This window comes from Serratia sp. HNCC26DJ206 (assembly GCF_057180605.1).
In genome coordinates this window covers 148715-170149 of record NZ_JBXUGP010000007.1, presented here as the reverse complement: position 1 = coordinate 170149, position 21435 = coordinate 148715, and the positions used below count along the sequence as shown (strand labels likewise).

Here is a 21435-nt window from a genome sequence, read left to right as displayed (position 1 = left end):
TCCCCTGAGGTTGATGACAAAGTCGTCTTTTAGCCCGAGATACCCGGGTCTAGCGCACCGAGGGGCACTCCGACGGCTTACGCCGTTACGACCCCTTCGGCACGCTCCCCCTAATAACCGGCTTTGTCAGTAGTCTGCGGGGAGCCTAACCCCCCACTTAAGATTACTGGTGAGTGACCACCACCAGACGGATGGCATCCAAGCGCCAGCCCGCTTCGTTCAGGTTAACCAGCACCTGTTTACGGTTGAACTCCAACGCTTCCACTTCGTCGTCACGAATGTTCGGGTTCACCGCTTTCAGGGCTTCCAAGCGTGCCAACTCGGTACTCAGCTTGTCATCGGCTTCCTGCTTGGCCAGCTCGATCAGTTCGCGCGCCTGCGCTTCCACCAGGCTTTCTGCCTGTTGCAGCATTGCGTGCACATCCTGCTGCACCGCATTGACCAGCTTGCTGGAGGTGTGGCGATTCACCGCGTTCAACTGGCGGTTAAAGCTTTCGAACTCCACCTGCGCCGCCAGATTGGTGCCTTTACGATCCATCAGCATACGGATTGGCGTTGGCGGCAGGAAACGGGTCAGTTGCAGGTGTTTCGGCGCCTGTGCTTCGACCACATACACCAGTTCCACCAGCAGCGTACCCACCGGCAGTGACTTGTTCTTTAGCAGAGAAACCGCGCAGCTACCGGTATCACCGGACAGGATCAGATCCAGGCCGTTGCGGATAATAGGGTGTTCCCAACTGACGAACTGGGCATCTTCACGCGACAGCGCCTGTTCGCGATCGAAAGTCACGGTACAGCCATCCTGCGGCAACCCTGGGAAATCCGGCACCAGCATATGGTCTGACGGCGTCAGCACGATCAGGTTATCGCTGCGGTCTTCCTGATTGATACCGACAATATCGAACAGGTTGAGGGCGAAACTCACCAGATTGACGTCGTTGTCCTGTGCGGCAATGGCTTCCGCCAGCGCCTGGGCTTTTTCGCCGCCGTTGGAGTGCATTTCCAGCAAGCGATCACGGCCCTGTTCCAACTGGGCTTTGAGCTGATTATGCTGCTGACGGCAGGCGTGAATAAACTCGTCCAGCCCTTCCTGCTCGGTCGGCGCGGCCAGGTAGCCAATCAACTGCTCGTAGCTGCTGTCATAAATCGGCCGGCCGGTGGGGCAGGTGTGTTCGAAGGCATCCAGCCCTTCATGGAACCAACGGCCCAAGATCGCCTGCGCGGTGTTTTCCAGATAAGGCACCATGATCTGGATGTCGTGCATCTGGCCGATACGATCCAGGCGGCCAATACGCTGTTCCAGCAGATCCGGGTTGAACGGCAGATCGAACATCACCATCTGGCTGGCGAACTGGAAGTTACGCCCTTCGGAGCCGATTTCAGAACACAGCAGCACCTGCGCGCCGTCTTCTTGTGAGGCGAAGTAGGCGGCGGCGCGGTCGCGTTCGATAATCGTCAGCCCTTCGTGGAATACGGCGGCGCGGATCGCTTCCCGCTCACGCAGCACCTGCTCCAGTTGCAGCGCGGTGTCGGCCTTGGCGCAAATCACCAGCACTTTTTCGTGGCGGTTGGCGATCAGGTAATCCAGCAGCCATTCCACGCGTGGGTCGAAGTTCCACCAGGTGGCATTTTCCCCTTCGAATTCCTGATAAATCTGCTCTGGATACAGCATATCGCGGGCGCGGGCTTCGACGGTTTTCTTCGCGCCCATAATGCCGGAGACTTTGATCGCCGTTTGATACTGGGTTGGCAGCGGCAGCTTGATCTGATGCAGATGGCGGTGCGGGAAGCCTTTCACCCCGTTGCGGGTGTTACGGAACAGCACGCGGCTGGTGCCGTGGCGATCCATCAGCATGGTGACCAGTTCCTGGCGCGCCTGCACGCTGTTATCGCTGTCGCTGTTGGCGGCTTTGAGCAACGGCTCAATGTCCTGCTCGTCGATCAGTTCGCCCAGCAGGTTGAGTTTGTCATCGGCTAACCGTTCACCGCTCAGCAGCAGCGTGACCGCATCGGCGATCGGGCGGTATTTCTCCTGTTCGTTCACAAACTCTTCGTAGTCATGGAAACGGCTTGGATCCAGCAGGCGTAGGCGGGCAAAGTGGCTTTGCTGGCCGAGTTGCTCGGGGGTTGCGGTCAGCAGCAGCACGCCGGGGGTATGTTCCGCCAACTGCTCGATAACCTGATATTCGCGGCTGGGTGCCTCTTCGCTCCACGCCAGATGGTGGGCTTCGTCCACCACCAGCAGATCCCAGTGGGCATCGGCCAACTGCTCCAGGCGCTGCTTGTTGCGGCGCACGAAATCCAGCGAGCAGATTACCAACTGTTCGGTTTCGAACGGGTTGCTGCTATCTAGCATCGCTTCGGAATAACGGCTGTCGTCAAACAGTGAGAAATAGAGGTTAAAGCGACGCATCATCTCGACCAGCCACTGGTGCTGCAAGGTTTCTGGCACCACGATCAGTACGCGTTCGGCACGCCCTGCCAGCAGTTGCTGGTGAATGATCATCCCGGCTTCGATGGTTTTGCCTAGGCCAACTTCATCCGCCAGCAGCACGCGCGGCGCATGGCGCTGGCCTACTTCATAGGCGATATGCAACTGGTGTGGGATCAGGCTGGCACGCATGCCGCGCAGGCCAGCGAACGGCAGGCGGTACTGCTCGCTCTGGTATTTACGTGCGCGAAAACGCAGCGCAAAGCGATCCATACGGTCAATCTGGCCGGCAAACAGACGGTCCTGTGGCTTACTGAAGGTCAGCTTGCTGTCCAACAGCACTTCGCGCATGGCGACGCCCGCTTCCTCGGTATCCAGCCGCAGGCCGATATAGGTCAGCAGACCGTTCTCCTCTTTGACTTCCTCCACCTGCAACTGCCAGCCTTCGTGGTGGCTGATGGTATCGCCCGGGTTGAACATCACGCGGGTGATCGGCGAGTCGTTTCTGGCATAGAGGCGGTTTTCACCGGTGGCGGGGAAAAGCAAGGTAACCATACGCACGTCCAGCGCTACCACGGTTCCCAGTCCCAGTTCGCTTTCCGTATCGCTGATCCAGCGTTGACCAAGTGTAAAAGGCATAGTTTGTCGGCTCGATTCTTATTAAGTAAGTCTTATCGCCAGGCAGGTGAGGGCTGGCGACCTGTTTCAAATACTTTTTATTCTCTAATGCTGGTCAGTTAAGACTAACCAATTCCCTCTCCTTGGGGAGAGGGTTAGGGTGAGGGGAAGATCATCGAACTAAAAGCCCCTCACCCCGGCCCTCTCCCACAGGGAGAGGGGGCGCAATTTTCAGCATTGTGCCGAATGGTGATGCACTTTCTGCTTAACTGACTGACATTATGCTATTCCCGGTTTGTTTTCATTTGACGGGCAATAGTTATTCACACCATGAATACGTCATCAATACGGCACGGTGAGTGGTTCAGAATTTGGGAAGGGCGCTATGGTAATGGAAGGCGACGCATTCGTCACCTGCAAAACCCGATGATTTTTCTGACCTGTTCCTACAGCTTAGCTTGTAGGAATAATATCAGAATAGCCCCATCTGCCCGGTCACCAAGGTGGTGAAATCATCGTGCAGAAATGGAAGTATAGCGTCTGCTACCGGTTGTAGCTGACGTTCGAAGTAATGATCGTAATCGATCGCCGAATGTTGGGTTTCCAGCGGCTCTGGCCCGGAGACGGTCATCACGTAGCTAATCCAGCCGCCGTTCTGATACTGCAATGGCCGCCCCTGCTGGCGGTTATAGTCGTCGGCGAGGCGTGCCGCACGCACATGGGGTGGCACGTTGCGTTGATAGTCGCTCAGTTTGCGCCGCAGGCGCTTGCGGTACACCAGTTGATCGTCAAACTCGCCGTTGAGCGTTTTCGCCACGTAGTCACGGACAAAATCCTGATAGGGCAACTGCTTGAAAATCAGCCGGTAAAGCTGCTGTTGGAACTGCTGTGCCAGCGGGGTCCAGTCGCTGCGCACCGTTTCCAGGCCTTTATACACCATCTGTTCGCTGCCGTCTGGTTTGGCTATCAGCCCGGCGTAACGCTTTTTGCTGCCCTGTTCCGCACCGCGAATGGTGGGCATCAGAAAACGGCAGTAGTGGGTTTCAAACTCCAGCTCCAGCGCGTTTTCCAGCCCATACTGCTGTTGCAGATGCTGCTGCCACCACTGATTGACCTGTGCAACCAGCCTGCGGCCGATCTCGGTTGCCTGCTGCTCGCTGTGCGCTTGCTTCAGCCAGACAAAGGTTGAGTCGGTATCGCCGTAGATCACCTGATAGCCTTCTGCCTCAATCAGTTCCCGCGTCTGGCGCATGATTTCATGACCGCGCAGGGTGATCGACGAGGCCAGACGAGGATCGAAGAAGCGGCAGCCGCTCGAGCCCAGCACGCCGTAAAAGGCATTCATAATGATCTTCAGCGCCTGCGACAGCGGCTTGTTCTGCTGGCGTTTGGCCGCCTCGCGCCCTTGCCAGATCTGGCTGACGATGTCGGGCAGGCAGTGCTTGCTGCGCGAGAAACGGGCCTGACGAAAACCGGGGATGGAATCAGCATCGTCAGGGTGCTGCATACCTTCCACCAGCCCAACCGGGTCGATCAGAAAAGTGCGGATGATCGATGGGTACAGGCTTTTGTAGTCCAGCACCAGCACCGAATCATACAGGCCGGGCTGTGAATCCATCACAAAGCCGCCGGGGCTGTGCTCTTCGGGCAGTTCGCCCAGATTGGGGGCCACATAGCCCTGCCGATGCATGCGCGGGATATACAGGTGGCTGAACGCTGCCACCGATCCGCCACTGCGATCGGCCGCCAGCCCGGTGACGGTGGCGCGCTCCAGCAGAAAGGTCAGCAATTCGGTTTTGGCAAAGATGCGCGTTACTAATTCGCAATCTTTCAGGTTGTAGCGCGCCAGCGCGGGTTTGTCTTCGGCAAAGCGCCGATCGATTTCCGCCATGCGCTGATAAGGATTGTCGATCGACTTGCCTTCTCCAAGCAGCGTTTGCGACACCGATTCCAGGCTGAAAGAGGGGAAGTTCCAGGTCGCTGATTTCAGCGCCTCGATGCCGTCGATAATCAAGCGCCCGGCGGCGCTGGCGAAAAAGTGGTTTTGCTTGAAACCGTGCTCGCGCCACTCCAGCAGATTGCCGCCCCGGCCAAAGCGCAGCGGGATCTGGTAGCGTTCGGCGTGTTTTTGCAGCACCCGCAGATCGAACTGCACCAGATTCCAACCGATAATCGCATCGGGATCGTGCTGCTCCAGCCACTGATTTAACCGCTCCAGCAGCTGTGGGCGGCTGTTGCAGTATTCCAGATCGAAATCCAGCGTTTCATTGCCGCCATTGGCCGGGCCGAGCATGTACACCTGGCGCTGGCCGCAGCCTTCCAGCGCGATGGAGTAGAGCTCGCCGTGAGCGGTGGTTTCGATGTCCAACGACACCAGTTTGAGGTTCGGGCGATAGTCCGGTGCCGGTTTCATCTGGCCGTTGAGTAAGGGGCCATTGCCATGGGCTTGGCCGCTGAACCACACCGGTGCGGTGATAAAACGCTCCATCAGATAGCGCTCGGGCGGGCGGATATCGGCCTCATAAACGTTAATGCCGCCTTCTCTCAGCACTTTTTCCAGCTTGATCAACTGGCGGTGTTGGCGGCAATAGAGGCCGACCACCGGGCGGGAATGGAAATCCAGCAGCGGCAAGGGTTTGAGTTCGACATGGCGTTCTTCACGCAGCAGTAACTCGGCGCGCGCTTGCTGCTCGGCAGGGATAAAAGCCACCGAAGGCTGAGGAGCCAGTTTGAGCTGTTGTGGCCCGCTGTCGGTCGCCAACCAGAATTCGACTTCGGTTCCGGCCGGAGTGTCGCGCCAGTGGCGAGTGAGTAGGAAGCCTTGTTGGAGAGATCTCATATACCCTTCGTCTTTCAAGCCGCAGCGTTGTTGGCTGCGTGCGCTTACCCCAGTCACTTACTTGAGTAAGCTCCTGGGGATGCTCGCCCTTGCCGCCTAGCTGCAACTTGAAATCCATTGGGTATATACCCTTCTTCAAGCCGCAGCGTTGTTGGCTGCGTGCGCTTACCCCAGTCACTTACTTGAGTAAGCTCCTGGGGATGCTCGCCCTTGCCGCCTAGCTGCAACTTGAAATCCATTGGGTATACACCCTTCTTCAAGCCGCAGCATTGTTGGTTGCGTGCGCTTACCCCAGTCACTTACTTGAGTAAGCATCCTGGGGATGCTCGCCCTTGCCGCCTAGCTGCAACTTGAAATCCATTGGGTATATACCCTTCTTCAAGCCGCAGCGTTGTTGCGAAATCAAATGAATTTTAGCATGGTCTTTTATACAGTATTTTTTCATGATCGTCTTATCTAAACAAAAGCACATATAATTCATTGGTTGACTCGCTGTGAGGTGAGCCGGACAATCCTTCGCCCACACGCTCTTGCTAACGAACAGAGGTCTAATGGAAGCCTATTTACAGCATCTGATCACTCAGTCATTGGCTTTCACCCTGCTGGTGGTGATGTTAGTGGCGTTTCTGGAGTCACTGGCGCTGGTCGGCCTGCTGCTGCCCGGCACGGTGATGATGGCCAGCATCGGCGCACTGATTGGCAGCGGCAAGGTGGATTTTTACATGGCCTGGGGGGCCGGGATTGTCGGTTGCCTGCTGGGCGACTGGAGTTCCTATTTTATCGGCCGTGCCTTTAAGGGGCCGCTGCACCGCTGGTCATTTCTGCAAAGAAATCGGGCGATGCTGGATAAAACCGAGCATGCGCTGCATCAGCACAGCATGGTTACCGTGTTGATTGGCCGCTTTATTGGCCCAACGCGGCCGTTGGTGCCGATGGTGGCCGGTATGCTCGATCTGCCGCCCTACAAATTCGCCCTACCGAATATCATCGGCTGCCTGACCTGGCCGCCGGTCTATTTCTTCCCCGGCATTCTGGCCGGTGTGGCGATCGATATTCCTAACAGTGATGGCGGCGGTTTATTCAAAGGGTTACTGCTTGAGGTGGCGCTGCTGATTTGTCTGGCAGCTTGGCTGAGCTGGCGCTGGTGGCGTGAAGGTAAACGTGGGGCTGATAAGTTGGCACTCTGGCTTACGCCGCTGCGTCTGCGCGTCGTCTGTGTTGTGAGCTGGGTAGCTGCGCTGGTCAGTTTCTATTATTTGCTGCAACAACCGTTGATGCCGGTTTATCGTCACTTACTGTGGAAGGTGTTGGCGGGTTGAGATACCCGCCAACGGGCAATCGGGGTGCCGTCAATCTTATTGGAAGAACGCTTCCAATTGTTCAAACACCCGCATATCTTCGCTGTGGCGCTTCACCTGCAACACATCTTCCAGCTTTTCTACCTGGCTGATCATCTGCACCAGGCGCTGATCGTCGGCCACCAGCAGCCAGATGCGGCTTTGCGTGCCGTCTTTCAGCGGCATACAGAGGATCCCTTCCACGTTGAACGCGCGACGGGCAAACAGGCCACAAACGTGCGTCATGACACCCGGATGGTTACGCACGGCCAGCTCCAGGATCACCTGCGGATTCTTTTGTAGTGACTGCATGGCTTATTCTCCAATCATTTCGATGTTGGCGGCACCCGGTGGCACCATCGGGTAAACTTTTTCATTGATATCGATCAGCGCATGAATCAGGCATGGGCCAGGGCGCTGGATGGCGGCCATCAGCGCGGCTTCTGGATCTTCCTCTGCGTTCAGATCGCAGGTGTCCAGGCCGAAACCGGCGGCAATTTTCAGGAAGTCGGTACGCTTCGGATAGGTGGCGGCATAGATATGTTGCTGATAAAAAAGGGTTTGCTGCTGATGCACCAGCCCCAGCGCCTGGTTGTTCATCAGGATAATTTTAACGTCCAGATCGTGTTCAACCGCCGTCGCCATTTCCTGAATGTTCATCATCAGGCTGCCGTCACCGGAGAAACACAACACCTTGCGCTGTGGTTCGGCCAATGCAGCGCCGATCGCCGCTGGTAGGCCAAAGCCCATAGTGCCTAAACCGCCGGAGGTCTGCCATTGGCGCGCGCGGCTCAGTGGATACGCCTGCGCAACCCACATCTGATGCTGGCCAACGTCGGTGGTGATAATGGCGTTTTCATCCACGCAGCGCGCGGCGGCTTTCACCAGCCCGTAATGGCTCAGCGGATCCTCAACATTCGGCATGTTGAACGGGAATTCACCCTTCAGATCGTTAACGATTTTCAGCCATGCGCTGCGTGGCTGCGCTTCGATCAGCGGCAGCAGTTGTTGCAGCACCTGACCGACATCGCCATGAATCGCGATATTGGCCTGCTTAACCTTGCCGAGTTCGGCGCGATCGATATCCACGTGGATGATGTCGGCGTTCGGGCAGAACAACTCGGTTTTGCCGATGGCGCGATCGTCGAAACGGGCACCCAGCACGATCAGCAGATCGGCTTCCTGCAAGATAAAGTTGGTGCTGCGCGCCGCATGCATGCCCAGCATCCCCAGCGACAATGGATGTTCTACCGGCATCGCGCCCAGCGCCATCAGCGTCATGGTGGTGGGCAGATTGGCGCGCTCGGCCATCTGCAAGGCGGCTTTATGCGCTTCGCCACTGATAATGCCGCCACCCAGATACAGCACCGGGCGCTTGGCCTGGTTGATCATAGCGGCAGCCTGAGTGACTTGTGCGCTATCAAAGGCAGGTGCGGCATCCGGCACGGCGATCGGCGGCAGCTCATCCAGCTCAATCACTGCGGTTTGCACGTCTTTCGGGACGTCGATCCATACCGGGCCTGGGCGGCCAGATTCGGCAATGCGGAAGGCATCGCAGATCACCTGCGGCAGATCGCGGATATCGCGCACCAGGTGGTTGTATTTGGTAATTGGGATCGAAATACCGTAGGTATCGACTTCCTGAAAGGCGTCGGTGCCGATCATCGAGGAAGGCACCTGGCCGGTAATACACACCAGCGGAATGGAATCGAGCTTGGCATCGGCGATGGCGGTGACCAGATTGGTGGCCCCTGGGCCGCTGGACGAGATGCAGACCGCCGCTTTGCCGTTAGTGCGCGCCATGCCCTGGGCCATAAAACCGGCACCCTGTTCATGACGGGCCAATACGTGCTTGATCACGGTGCTTTGGCTCAGTGCGTCATACAGCGGCAGCGCAGCGCCGCCGGGGATCCCTGCAATGGTGGTAATGCCCTGGCGCTCCAGCAGATGTACGATCAGCTCTGCGCCGGTGAAGCGGTGTTTCTGGTGTGGCGTACCCGAAATTGCCATGTTCCTATCCTTAGTCAAGGCCGGTTCGCATTTCTGGGCAGGGGACTAAAACAAGAAACCCCGCCCGGTTTGCGCCGGCGGGGTTTGGGAATCGATGCGTTGATTCGGACCCTACGGCGCACTGCCGACGACCACCACCACACGCACGACGACTACCGCGGCTGGTAGCGCGGTTGGTAGTAGAGTCGAAGTCAGCGAGGATGTGATCACAGGGAACCTTATCATCAGTAGTAAAAAACAGGATTTTATAAAACCACAGGTGCAAAACTCGCACAACAGGTTTATTAATTCAGCATAAAAAACGCGCCTTGGATCACGTTCTTGCTGCAATGCCCAGCACGCGAGCTGCTGGGGTGCTGCCCTCTATCAACGCCTGGGTTGGGCCGTCGTAATAGATGCGGCCATCCACCACCAGTAAAGTACGGGGGGCGATGTGGGCGGCATCTTCCAGATTGTGTGACACCATTAACAGCGTGAGCTGACGGAGATCGCACACCTCTTGCAGCAGTTGCAGCATCTCATTACGCAGCGCCGGATCGAGCGCGGAGAAAGGTTCGTCGAGCAGCAGAATCGGTTGCTGGCGAATCAGGCAGCGCGCCAATGCGGCACGCTGGCGTTGGCCGCCGGAAAGCTGTGCAGGCAGGCGTTGCAGATGTTCCTCCAGCCCCACCTGCTGGGCGATCTGCGCCAACTGCTGCTTCTGGACGCTATTCAAACGCAGGCCAGGATCCAGCCCCAGCCCGATGTTTTGCGCCACCGTCAAATGTGCAAACAGATTGTTTTCCTGAAACAGCATAGAAACCGGGCGCTTGGCCGGCGACGTAGCGGTGTGGTCGCTGCCGTTCAGCAGAAGTTTGCCACTGGCCGCTGGTAAAAAACCGGCGATCAGGCTGAGCAGGGTGCTTTTACCGGCACCACTTGGCCCCAGCACCGCGACGTGCTCGCCCGGTTGAATGCGCAGGTCAAAACGCATCGGCAGGTGTTCGTACAGGTAGGTCAGTTTTTCAAGCTTTAGCATGGCGGCCCGGTAAGCGTTCAATCAGGGTAAACAGCAGGAAGCACAGTAACAGCAGCAGGGCTGCGGTCACGGCACCGTCGTTGCTGCGGTAAGAACCAATCTGCTGATACAGATAAAAAGGCAGCGTGCGGAACTGTTCGTTGCCGAACAGGGCAACCACGCCGAAATCGCCAATCGACAGCACGCAGGCAAATGCCAGGGCCTGTGCCAGCGGGCGTTTCAGCGCTTTCAGCTCAATCCAGCGCAAACGCTGCCAGCCGTGAATGTCCAGCGACAGGCAAAGAGGATTATAGCGCTCGGCCAGATCGCGCATCGGGTTTTCCAGCACTTTCAACGCGTAAGGTACCGCCATCAGTGCGTTGGTGAGGATCACCAGCGCATAGGGGGATTGCGGCAGCCCGACGGTATCGCTCAGCAGCAGGAAGAAGCCGGTTGCCAGCACAATGCCCGGCATCGCCAGGATCAGCATGCCGCTCAGTTCCAGCATTTGGCCCTGTGCGGGCCGCTGCCGTAGTTTCAGTTCGCGGCTGCTCCACAGCAGCATCATAGTTAGCACCACGCATAGCAGACCGGCACCGAGTGCGATACGCAGCGACGTCAACAGCGCCTGCCACAGTAGCGGCTGTTGCAGCACGCTGATCAGGCGGTGATTGGTTCCGTCGATAATCACCGCCAACAGCGGCGGTAACAGCAATAACAGGGCGGCGCTAATCAGCAGCGTATCGCCGATGCGCCGTCCGCGGCTGTCTTCTGGGTTGCGCCAGCTTTGAGCATGGGTATGGCCGACCGGCAGCGCCTGGTTCAAGCGTTGGCTGAGCACCACCAACCCAAGGCAGCAGGTCAGTTGGATCAGCGCCAGCAGCGCGGCGCGGCTGAGATCGTAGTCGTAACTCAATGCCTGATAGATCGCCAACTCAATGGTGGTGGCCTGTGGCCCACCGCCCAGCGACAGCACGGTGGCAAAACTGGCGAAACACAGCATAAAAATCAATGCGCCGCTGGGCAGGATCTGGCGGCGCAGCGCGGGCCATTCCACAAAGCGGAACTGCTGCCAGCCATTCATCCCCAGTTGTGCCGCCAGTTGGCGCTGTTCCGTGGGGATATTTTCCAGCGCCTGCAACAGTAAACGGCTGGCCAGCGGCAGATTAAAGAACAGATGTGCCAGCAGGATGCCCTGTAGGCCATAGGGCGAGAAACTGTAATGGATCCCTAGCCAACCGCACACCACCGCCAGCCAGCCTTGCTTGCCGTACACGCTCAGGATGCCGAAAACCGCCACCAGCACCGGCAAGACCAGCGTCATGGCGCATAGGCGCAGCAGTAGGTTGCGGCCAGGGAAGCGCCGCCGATAGAGCGCACGAGCCAGCGGGATGGCGGGAAGTACCGAGATCAGGGCCGACAGCAGCGCCTGCCAGAAGGTAAAGCGCACCACGTGCCACAGATAGCTGTCTTGCCATAAGCTACGCCAGTCGCTGCTGGGTGCGTGTCGCCATAAGGAGCCCATCGCCAGCAGTGCGATCAGCCCGATCAGGCCAGCGGCCATCAGCCCCGGCCATAGCCAACGCGGGATCAGTGGCTGACGGCGGTTTGCCATGCCCGTACCCAGTCACCACGCTGTTTTGCCACTTCTTCTGCACTGAATTGCAATGCGGTTTGCGGCACGGTCATCTGTTCAAAACCCGCAGGCAGCGTGGTTTCAATCACCGGGTACATCCAGTTGCCGGTAGGAATGGTGTTCTGGAAGGCTGGCGTAACCATAAACTGCATAAAGCGCTCTGCCAGCTCCGGGTTTTTGCTGGCCTTCAGTTTAGCGGCCACTTCGACTTGCAGGTAATGGCCTTCGCTGAAGTTGGCGGCTGCGTAGCTGTCTTTTTTCTCTTCAATCAGATGGTAAGCCGGGGAGGTGGTATAGCTCAGCACCAGATCGCCTTCGCCTTTCAGGAACAGGCCATAGGCTTCGCTCCAGCCTTTGGTGACGGTAACGGTTTTTTTCGCCAGTTGCTGCCAGGCTTCCGGTGCTTTGTCGCCATACACTTTCTGCATCCACAGCAGCAGGCCGAGCCCCGGCGTGCTGGTGCGCGGATCCTGATAGATGATTTTCCAGGGTTGATCGCTGCTCACCAGCTCTTGCAGGCTTTTCGGCGGGTTTTTCAGTTTGTCTTTGTTGTAAACAAAGGCGAAGTAGCCGTAATCGTAAGGGATGAAGGTGTTGTCCTGCCAGCCACCTGGCACGGTGAGCTTGCCGGTATCAACCTGGCTCTCGGCGAACAGGCCGGTTTGTTTTGCCGCTTGCAGCAGATTGTTGTCCAACCCCAGCACGATATCGGCAGCGCTGTTGTTGCCCTCCATCCGCACGCGGTTGAGCAGTGAAACGCCGTCTTCCAGCGCCACAAATTTCAATTCGCAGTCACAATCGGCCTCGAAGGCTTTTTTAATTGCTGGGCCAGGGCCCCAGTCGGCGGCGAAAGAATCGTAGGTGTAAACCGTCAGCGTAGGCTTGGCCAGCACGGGGGCCGCAGCCAACAGCAATAGGTAAGGCAGGTATTTTTTGACCACTTTGCACTCCTGAAATTTAAGGGGGCAAAGGACTCTGAGGGCGTGAATCCCCATCATCTTTCAAGCCGCAGCGTTGTTAGCTGCAACTTGAAATCTATTGGGGATAAGCGACGCGGTACTCAAATCCCTCCGCCGGTATTGACCGGATCAGGTTCGACGGGTGTACTCTCAGCGGAAAAAAACGTGCTGCGTTTTCATGCAGCGCTCGTTGTTTTCCGCACCCCGTTGAGACGGCGCTATTGTAGAGATTAACGGGCAGTGGTGAAAGAGACTTATGTTTCCGGCGGGGCGAACCAGGCCGATTTAAAATCGAACCACCCAAGGGTATTCATGCGTACCCCGCGCATGCTGCGTTGGCCGTGCAGTTGCAACCAGTGATGGAACAGCGGGTGCAACTGATGGCTGCTGACCAAGCGTTGGCAGAACTCCGCCAGCGGCAAGCGGTTATCGCGCCACAAAGCCGCATCCTCGGCGATATCTTCGCTCAAACAGTGCTGGATTAACGGCGTTTCATACAGCGTGGCAAACAGGGAAAACTCCAGCGGCAGCGTGAAGTTGGCGCTGCCAAGCCATAAATCGCTGTTCGCCTCGCCCTTATGCCAGTCATCGTAGTTGATGATTTGTACGTTAAGCTTGATTCCGTGTTGCGCCAGTAAGGCGGTGATGGCCTGCTGGATGGCGTGGAATTCCGAGTGCTCGCTGTAGAAAGTTAACGTCAGTTCGGTTAGCCCCGCAGGTTTGGGTTGCTGCCCCAATGCGCGGTTATGTAACCAGCGTGGCAGAATGCCGTAGGCCGGTGCCCAATAGCGTTGATATACCGATCCTGCGTGGCTCAGCAGGGCGATCGGGTTGATCAGTTCACTCAGCCAACTGCGGATTTCAGGATTGGCCGCCAGCGTTGAGCGCTGGTCAAACAGCAGGAAATAACAGCCTTCTTCAAGGCGGCTTTCCAACTCATTTTTACCCGTTTCATCCCCCTGCAACTGCACGCCTGAATGCACCAGTTCTTCGGTGACTTCTGGCAGCACCCAGATGTTGACTTCATCAATCAGCGCGCGATAGCCAAAGTAATCATCGAAGGCATGGATCTTCATCTGGCTGCGATGATTGTGCACCACGCTGTAAGGACCGGTGCCGACGGGATGGCGGGCGAAATCCGGCAGGCTCTGCCATTCGCGCGGCAGGATCATGGCATGCACACTGCCCAGCAGCCAGGGCAGCCAGTAGTCCGGGCTGTGCAGATGGACGTCGATCACATAGGGCGTGGGGGAAGTGACTTTATCGATATGGGAAAACAGAGGCTGCGGGATCAGCCGGTTCAGGGAATGGATCACGTCTTCCATCTCTAGCTCGCGGCCATGGTGGAAACGAATCGCCGGGCGCAGATAAAAACGCCAGTGCAAAGGCGTTACTGTCTGCCAGTGGTGGGAAAGATCGGACTCGATTTCCCCATTTTCCTCATTTATGCGCGTTAAACCGTTAAAAATCTGCCGCGCCAGATGGGTTTCTGAACGGCGTAGCGCCGAGCCGGGCAGCAGGTTGTAAAGCTGGCGATAGTAGAGCACGCGCAGGATATGTTTGCCTTGGCGAAAGCTGCGCCCCAGTTGGGAAAGCAGCATCTGGCGCACGGCATTTTTGTCGCCCACCAGCTGTACCAACTGATCAATTTTGTCCTGCTCCAGCAACTCTTCAGCCCGCTGTTGCTGAAGTGCCAGGCCGGTGTATTGGAAACTGAGCTGTGAACGCTTGCCTCGTCCGGCTTCGGCCTGCCAGGTGAGCCAGCCTTGCTGCTGCATTGCGCCTAATAAGGAGCGCACGTGGCGGCGCGAACAACTGAGCACGTCGGCCAGTTCCTGCAACGTGGTTTCTGTGGGTTGGCCATGACAGCGTTGCCACAGGCGGATGAACTGTTGTTGCAAGCGTGAGGTAGACATAAAAGAGGAACTCCAAGGCATCAATCCGTCAATTTATCTTTCCCTATATTACGCCAATAATGGTTTCAGTCCAAAGAGCGGAGGGGCACTTAATGAAGGTTCTCTTAACGAAACAGTTTTATCAGCGTTATTTCACGGCGATTCGCTGCCAGAACGCCGACTGGCTGGAGGTGATCCCGCAACAGACAAGGTTGGATATGCTGGCCCACTTGACCCAGTGGGACATCAATACGCTAAACGATAAGCAATACCGTGAGCGTATCTAGCGCTCATAGCAAAAGTGTTTCTGAGTAATGGTGCTTTTTCACCAGCCAGTGGGGTAACCCACTGGTATTTTTCTCTGACACATCACTTTATTCTGTAATTCCCCTTCTGTAGCATACCCCCGTCGCCCTTCAGGATGCAGGGGTGTTGGCTGCGTTACTCGGCCTATGTAGGGCCCAAGCGCGGTTCAAATCGGTCAAAGACCGATTTGTCGCTCAGTTGCCGCCTACCTGCATCTCGAAGTAGCTTGGGCGTAGGCTTCTTTATTCTCTGGTCAGGGACGCAGGTATGAATGTCAAACGCTGGTTGCCACGCCGTTTTAATCCCGTTTTTGCCGCTTTTCTGATCATCGCCTTTCTTTCCGGCATCGCTGGCGCGTTGCAGGCCCCCACGCTGAGCTTATTTCTCACCACCGAGGTGAAAGTCCGCCCGCTCTGGGTTGGGCTGTTTTATACCCTGAATGCCATCGCCGGGATTATCGTCAGTTTCCTGCTGGCGAAGCGTTCCGACACCCGCGGCGACCGGCGTAAGCTGATCCTGCTGTGCTGCCTGATGGCGGTGGGTAACAGCCTGTTGTTTGCCTTCAATCGCGATTATTTGACGCTGATTACCGCCGGGGTGCTGTTGGCGGCGATCGCCAATACCGCCACGCCGCAGATTTTTGCGCTGGCGCGTGAATATGCCGACAGCTCGGCACGTGAAGTGGTGATGTTCAGCTCGCTGATGCGTGCCCAGCTTTCTTTGGCCTGGGTGATCGGCCCGCCGCTTTCTTTCATGCTGGCGCTGAATTACGGCTTTATGGTGATGTTTCTGGTCGCGGCGTCGATTTTTGTCATCAGCGCGTTGTTGGTGTGGCTGATGCTGCCTTCGGTGCCGCGTGCGCAGGTTGAAATCAGCGTCGATTCACCACCGATTGCGCCGCTCAGTGCCTGGCGCGATCCTGATGTGCGCTTGCTGTTTCTGGCTTCGGTGCTGATGTGGACCTGCAACACCATGTATTTCATTGATATGCCACTGTATATCACTGCCGATCTTGGCCTGCCGGAGAGGTTGGCAGGCCTGCTGATGGGCACTGCGGCGGGGCTGGAAATCCCGGCCATGCTGTTGGCGGGGTACTACGTCAAACGCTTTGGTAAGCGCAACATGATGCTGTTTGCGGTCGCGGCTGGCGTGCTGTTCTATGCCGGGCTGGTGCTGTTCAAGTTCAAGGCCGCACTGATGGTGCTGCAATTATTCAATGCGATCTTCATCGGCATTATTGCCGGGATCGGCATGCTGTATTTCCAGGACCTGATGCCGGGGCGGCCGGGTGCGGCGACCACGCTGTTTACCAACAGTATCTCTACCGGGGTGATCCTGGCTGGCATGCTGCAAGGGGCGTTGGTGGAGAACGTCGGCCACTATGCGGTCTACTGGCTGATTACCCTGCTGGCGATGCTGGCACTGTGGATGTGCGCCAGAGTGCGCGAAGTGTGAAGCTGAACAGTGGCTTACTTGATACATGTCATTGAGAAAATTGCGCCATACTCCCTAAGATGATTATCATCAGAGCGCGAACCTCGCGCTCTTGTCCATCTTGCTGCTGAGATGCCGATCCCGTTGATAAAAGTGGGTATGTTATGGATAAACTAACGCCGCTCAAGCCCGTTCCTTCTCTTGTTGCCGTTATTGTTGCTCTGATTATCTGGTTTGTGATTCCGGTGCCTGAAGGGGTTGCCCCCAATGCCTGGCATTTGCTGGCGCTGTTTATTGGTACCATCGTTGCCATTATTGGCAAGGCGATGCCGATTGGCGCGGTTTCGATTATTGCCATTGCGCTGGTGGCAGTGACCGGCGTCACCAATCCCGGGAAGCCTGCGGCCGCTCTGGATGATGCACTCAGTGGCTTCTCCAATCAGCTAATCTGGCTGATCGGCTTTGCGATCATGATCTCCCTCAGCCTGAATAAAACCGGCTTGGGCGCGCGCATTGGCTACTACTTTATCTCGCTGTTCGGCAAAAAGACGCTGGGGATCGCCTATGCGCTGACCATGGCAGAAACGGTGCTGGCACCGGTGACGCCAAGTAACACCGCCCGCGGTGGCGGGATCATCCACCCGATCATGAAGTCGATCGCCGACAGTTTTGGCTCTAAACCGGAGCTGAATACCTCTGGCACCATTGGCCGCTACTTGGCGTTGGTGAACTACAACATCAACCCGATCACTTCGGCGATGTTTATCACCGCAACTGCGCCGAACCCGTTGGTCGTCAACCTGATCGCTAAAGGGGCCGGATCTGAATTTGAACTGACCTGGTCGATGTGGGCGATCGCCGCATTGGTACCGGCGATCTGTTCGCTGATCGTGATGCCGCTGGTGGTTTATCTGCTGTATCCGCCGGAAATTAAAAGCACCCCGGATGCGCCGCGTTTTGCGCAGGAAAAGCTGCAAGTGCTTGGGAGAATAACGCTGGCAGAGAAAATCACGCTGGGCGTGTTTGCCCTGTTGCTGGTGCTGTGGGCCGGGGTTCCCGCCATGATCTTTGGCCCGGAACTGGCGGTGAACCCAACCACCGCAGCGGTTATTGGTTTGGCAATCTTACTGATGACCGGCGTGCTGAGCTGGGATGACGTGCTGAAACACAAAGGCGCCTGGGATACGGTCGTATGGTTCGCCGCACTGGTGATGATGGCGACCTTCCTCGGTAAGCTCGGGCTGATTGGCTGGCTGTCGAAGACCGTCGGAACGGGTATTGATAATATGGGGATGAGCTGGGTTGGCGGGACGATACTGCTGACGCTTATCTATCTGTATTCGCACTATTTCTTTGCCAGTACCACCGCCCACGTTACCGCGATGTTTGCCGCCTTCTTTGCCGCCGGTATTGCTTTGGGCGCGCCGCCTGCGCTGCTTGGCCTGATTCTGGCATTCTCTTCGTCGCTGATGATGTCTTTGACCCACTATGCTACCGGTACCGCGCCGATTATCTTTGGTTCTGGTTATGCCACGCTGGGGGAATGGTGGAAAACCGGCTTTGTGATGAGCGTGGTCAACCTGCTGATCTGGATGGTGGTTGGCGGGCTGTGGTGGAAATGGTTGGGCTATTGGTAATACCCGTCATACTTGAAGCTGCTGCTGTGTTGGCTGCGTAAGCTCACCCCTGTCACTTAGTTATCTAAGCTCCAGGGGATTATGAGCCTCATGACTGAGGCTCACCCTGCGGGCCAGCGCAAGCGCTGTTCAAATCGGTCTGCGACCGATTTGTCTCTTACTTGCCGCCTTGCCGCAGCTCCAATTATTTAGGGTATTACAGAGGATTAGTTCAGAAACGCCAACTGCTGGGCCTCGAAGCGTGAAATTTCCGCTTCGTGTTGCAGCGTCAGACCGATGCTGTCCAAGCCGTTAATCATGCAGTGGCGGCGGAAGCTGTCGATCTCAAACGAATAGCTTTTGCCTCCGGCATTCACCGTCTGGTTTTCCAGATCCACCACAAACTCGATCCCTTCGTTCTCTGCCACCAGCTTGAACAGCGTGTCGACATCCTGCTCACTCAAACGGACCGGCAGTAGCTGACTGTTGAACGAGTTGCCGTAGAAGATATCGGCGAAGCTCGGTGCAATCACCACTTTAAAACCGTAATCGGCCAGCGCCCAAGGCGCGTGCTCGCGGGAAGAGCCACAGCCAAAGTTTTCGCGTGCTAACAGGATGCTGGCCCCTTGGTAGCGCGGTTTATTCAGGATGAACTCTGGGTTAGGCTGCTGACCGGCATCATCCAGAAAACGCCAGTCGTTGAACAGGTGCTGACCAAAACCGGTACGGGTTACTTTCTGCAGAAACTGCTTCGGGATAATGGCGTCGGTATCGACGTTAGCCGCATCCAGAGGCACCACTAAACCGGTATGTTGAGTAAATTTAGCCACGGTGGTGCTCCCTAGTGTTTTTCATGAATATGGTGCAGTTCACGGACATCGGCAAAATGGCCAGTCACGGCAGCGGCAGCCGCCATCGCCGGGCTGACCAGATGGGTACGCCCACCACGGCCCTGACGCCCTTCGAAGTTACGGTTGCTGGTGGACGCGCAGCGCTCGCCGGGGTTCAAGCGATCGTTATTCATCGCCAGACACATAGAGCAGCCTGGCAAGCGCCATTCAAAACCGGCTTCGATAAAGATCTGATCCAGCCCTTCGGCTTCCGCCTGGGCTTTCACCGGGCCGGAGCCTGGGACCACAATCGCTTGCACGCCGTTAGCGACTTTACGCCCTTTGGCAATTGCTGCCGCTGCGCGCAGATCTTCGATGCGTGAGTTGGTGCAGGAACCGATAAACACTTTATCGATCGCCACCTCGGTCAGTTTGATACCGGGTTTCAGATCCATATAGGCCAGCGCCTTTTCGGCAGACGCGCGCTCAACCGGATCGCTGAAGGATTCTGGTGCCGGGATCGCCTGATTAACGGCGATAACCTGGCCGGGGTTGGTTCCCCAGGTGACTTGCGGTGCAATCTCTTCAGCGCGCAGGGTGACGACGGTATCGAACTTGGCGTCGGTGTCAGATTTCAGCGTGCGCCAGTAGGCAACTGCCTGTTCCCAGTTGGCTCCGGTCGGCGCAAACTGGCGGCCCTTCAGGTAATTGAAGGTGGTGTCGTCTGGCGCCACCAGGCCTGCTTTAGCTCCCATTTCAATCGCCATGTTGCACAGCGTCATGCGGCCTTCCATGCTCAACGCTTCGATCGCTTTACCGCAGAACTCGACGACGTGGCCGGTACCGCCCGCACTGCCGGTTTTACCAATAATGGCCAGCACGATGTCTTTGGCAGTAATGCCTTCTGCGGCATCGCCGGTCACTTCAATCTTCATGGTCTTGGCGCGGCCCTGTTTCAGGGTTTGCGTTGCCAGCACATGTTCAACTTCCGACGTGCCGATACCGAAGGCCAGTGAGCCAAACGCGCCGTGGGTGGCGGTATGGGAGTCGCCACACACAATGGTCATGCCCGGCAGCGTCATGCCCTGCTCAGGGCCGATAACGTGCACAATGCCTTGGAACGGGTGATTCAGGTCGTACAGCGAGATACCGAACTCCGCACAGTTCTTGATCAGCTCCTGCATCTGGATGCGCGCCATTTCGCCGCTGGCATTGATGTCTTTGGTCTGGGTGGAAACGTTGTGATCCATGGTGGCAAAGGTTTTGCCCGGCTGGCGCACTTTACGCCCCATCGCGCGCAGGCCATCAAACGCCTGCGGAGAAGTGACTTCATGCACCAGGTGGCGATCGATGTACAGCAGCGGCGTTTCGTTCGGTGCTTCATGCACCACGTGGGCATCGTACAGTTTCTGATATAAGGTCTTGGCCATGATTTATGCCCCCTGAGCCACGAAGCGGGCAATGATGTCGCCCATTTCACTGGTGCCGATCGCTTTGCCGTCACCGGCCAGATCGGCAGTGCGGTAACCCTGTTCCAGCGCCTGATTGATGGCGTGCTCAATGGCGTCTGCGGCTTCATCGGCACCCAGGCTGTAACGCAGCAGCAGGGCTGCGGACAGAATTTGTGCGATTGGGTTGGCAATGTTTTTGCCTGCGATGTCCGGTGCGGAGCCACCCGCGGGTTCAAACAGACCGAAGCCTTGTTCGTTCAGGCTGGCGGAAGGCAGCATCCCCATGGAGCCGGTGATCATCGCGCATTCATCAGACAGAATATCGCCGAACAGGTTGGAGCACAGCAGCACGTCGAACTGGGACGGATCCTTGATCAACTGCATGGTGGCGTTGTCGATATACATATGCGACAGCGACACGTCTGGGTAATCTTTAGCGACCTGAGTCACCACTTCACGCCACAGGATCGAACTTTGCAGCACGTTGGCTTTATCGATAGAAGTCACTTTGCTGCGGCGCTTGCGGGCTGATTCAAAGGCGATACGCGCAATACGTTCGATCTCAAAGCGGTGATACACTTCGGTATCGAAAGCACGCTCATGCATGCCTTGGCCTTCACGGCCCTTCGGTTGCCCGAAGTAGATGCCGCCGGTCAGTTCACGTACGCACAGAATATCGAAGCCGCGGGCTGAGATGTCGGCCCGCAGCGGGCAGAAATCTTCCAGCCCCTGATACAGACGCGCCGGACGCAGGTTGCTGAACAGCTTGAAGTGTTTACGCAGCGGCAGCAGCGCACCGCGCTCAGGCTGCTCTGCCGGTGGCAGGTTTTCCCACTTAGGGCCACCGACCGAGCCGAACAGAATGGCATCGGCCTGTTCACAACCGGCGAGAGTGGCCGCTGGCAGCGGGCTGCCGTGGCGATCGATGGCAATGCCCCCGACGTCATACTCTGACTGGGTGATGCGGATACCAAAACGCTGGCGTACTGCGTCCAATACTTTGTGGGCTTGGGCCATTACTTCCGGGCCGATTCCGTCTCCGGGCAAGACGGCAATGTGGTAAGTCTTCGTCATGT

Annotated in this window: 16 protein-coding genes and 1 riboswitch; of the genes, 4 read left to right on the top strand and 12 right to left on the bottom strand. The window is 57.1% G+C overall.

From position 1 onward, the window contains the following. Positions 1-163: 163 nt before the first annotated feature. Both rapA and AC2A1E_RS06820 read right to left on the bottom strand, forming a co-directional pair. Entirely contained in the window at positions 164-3070 is a 2907-nt protein-coding gene (gene rapA, locus AC2A1E_RS06825) for an RNA polymerase-associated protein RapA (protein WP_484383122.1), read from the bottom strand. A gap of 451 nt (positions 3071-3521) precedes the next feature. Next, complete coding sequence (locus tag AC2A1E_RS06820; protein ID WP_484383121.1) at positions 3522-5888, bottom strand: DNA polymerase II; 2367 nt, start codon at positions 5886-5888, stop codon at positions 3522-3524. 551 nt (positions 5889-6439) lie between these two features. Between AC2A1E_RS06820 and AC2A1E_RS06815 the strand changes: the two genes are divergently transcribed. Next, a complete protein-coding gene (locus AC2A1E_RS06815) occupies positions 6440-7207 on the top strand; it encodes a DedA family protein (protein WP_484383120.1) in 768 nt (255 codons plus the stop codon). Between the two features lie 36 nt (positions 7208-7243). Here the strand turns inward: AC2A1E_RS06815 and ilvN are convergent, their stop codons facing one another. The 7 genes from ilvN to sgrR form a co-directional block, all read right to left on the bottom strand. Further along, the gene (ilvN, locus tag AC2A1E_RS06810) at positions 7244-7537 is read right to left on the bottom strand and encodes an acetolactate synthase small subunit (RefSeq protein WP_024527189.1); all 294 of its coding nucleotides are present in this window, start codon (positions 7535-7537) and stop codon (positions 7244-7246) included. A gap of 3 nt (positions 7538-7540) precedes the next feature. Further along, complete coding sequence (ilvB, locus tag AC2A1E_RS06805) at positions 7541-9235, bottom strand: acetolactate synthase large subunit (RefSeq protein WP_484383119.1); 1695 nt, start codon at positions 9233-9235, stop codon at positions 7541-7543. 111 nt (positions 9236-9346) lie between these two features. Continuing rightward, complete coding sequence (gene ivbL / locus AC2A1E_RS06800; RefSeq protein WP_484383131.1) at positions 9347-9445, bottom strand: ilvB operon leader peptide IvbL; 99 nt, start codon at positions 9443-9445, stop codon at positions 9347-9349. 103 nt (positions 9446-9548) lie between these two features. Next, entirely contained in the window at positions 9549-10253 is a 705-nt protein-coding gene (gene thiQ, locus AC2A1E_RS06795; protein WP_484383118.1) for a thiamine ABC transporter ATP-binding protein ThiQ, read from the bottom strand. Continuing rightward, entirely contained in the window at positions 10240-11847 is a 1608-nt protein-coding gene (thiP, locus tag AC2A1E_RS06790) for a thiamine/thiamine pyrophosphate ABC transporter permease ThiP (protein WP_484383117.1), read from the bottom strand. Before thiP ends, thiQ begins: the two co-directional genes overlap by 14 nt. Next, complete coding sequence (gene thiB / locus AC2A1E_RS06785) at positions 11823-12809, bottom strand: thiamine ABC transporter substrate binding subunit (protein ID WP_484383116.1); 987 nt, start codon at positions 12807-12809, stop codon at positions 11823-11825. Before thiB ends, thiP begins: the two co-directional genes overlap by 25 nt. A gap of 106 nt (positions 12810-12915) precedes the next feature. After that, positions 12916-13044: riboswitch (TPP riboswitch) on the bottom strand. A 37-nt stretch (positions 13045-13081) separates the two neighbouring features. Next, positions 13082-14743: an HTH-type transcriptional regulator SgrR gene (gene sgrR / locus AC2A1E_RS06780; RefSeq protein ID WP_484383115.1), complete on the bottom strand. Its 1662-nt coding sequence runs from the start codon at positions 14741-14743 to the stop codon at positions 13082-13084. 92 nt (positions 14744-14835) lie between these two features. Between sgrR and sgrT the strand changes: the two genes are divergently transcribed. The 3 genes from sgrT to AC2A1E_RS06765 all read left to right on the top strand — a co-directional run bounded on the left by sgrT (position 14836) and on the right by AC2A1E_RS06765 (position 18099). Continuing rightward, on the top strand, positions 14836-15009 hold the full coding sequence (gene sgrT, locus AC2A1E_RS06775; protein ID WP_484383114.1) for a glucose uptake inhibitor SgrT: 174 nt from the start codon (positions 14836-14838) through the stop codon (positions 15007-15009). 286 nt (positions 15010-15295) lie between these two features. After that, complete coding sequence (locus AC2A1E_RS06770) at positions 15296-16483, top strand: sugar efflux transporter (RefSeq protein ID WP_484383113.1); 1188 nt, start codon at positions 15296-15298, stop codon at positions 16481-16483. Between the two features lie 143 nt (positions 16484-16626). Continuing rightward, positions 16627-18099 (top strand): DASS family sodium-coupled anion symporter, encoded by a 1473-nt coding sequence (locus tag AC2A1E_RS06765; RefSeq protein WP_484383112.1) that lies wholly within the window; start codon positions 16627-16629, stop codon positions 18097-18099. Between the two features lie 206 nt (positions 18100-18305). Here AC2A1E_RS06765 and leuD read toward each other — a convergent pair whose 3' ends face one another. The 3 genes from leuD to leuB are packed head-to-tail and all read right to left on the bottom strand — an operon-like array spanning position 18306 to position 21433. Next, positions 18306-18908 (bottom strand): 3-isopropylmalate dehydratase small subunit, encoded by a 603-nt coding sequence (leuD, locus tag AC2A1E_RS06760; RefSeq protein WP_459401281.1) that lies wholly within the window; start codon positions 18906-18908, stop codon positions 18306-18308. An 11-nt stretch (positions 18909-18919) separates the two neighbouring features. Beyond that, on the bottom strand, positions 18920-20338 hold the full coding sequence (leuC, locus tag AC2A1E_RS06755; protein WP_484383111.1) for a 3-isopropylmalate dehydratase large subunit: 1419 nt from the start codon (positions 20336-20338) through the stop codon (positions 18920-18922). A gap of 3 nt (positions 20339-20341) precedes the next feature. After that, positions 20342-21433: a 3-isopropylmalate dehydrogenase gene (gene leuB, locus AC2A1E_RS06750; protein WP_459401283.1), complete on the bottom strand. Its 1092-nt coding sequence runs from the start codon at positions 21431-21433 to the stop codon at positions 20342-20344. Positions 21434-21435: the final 2 nt, after the last annotated feature.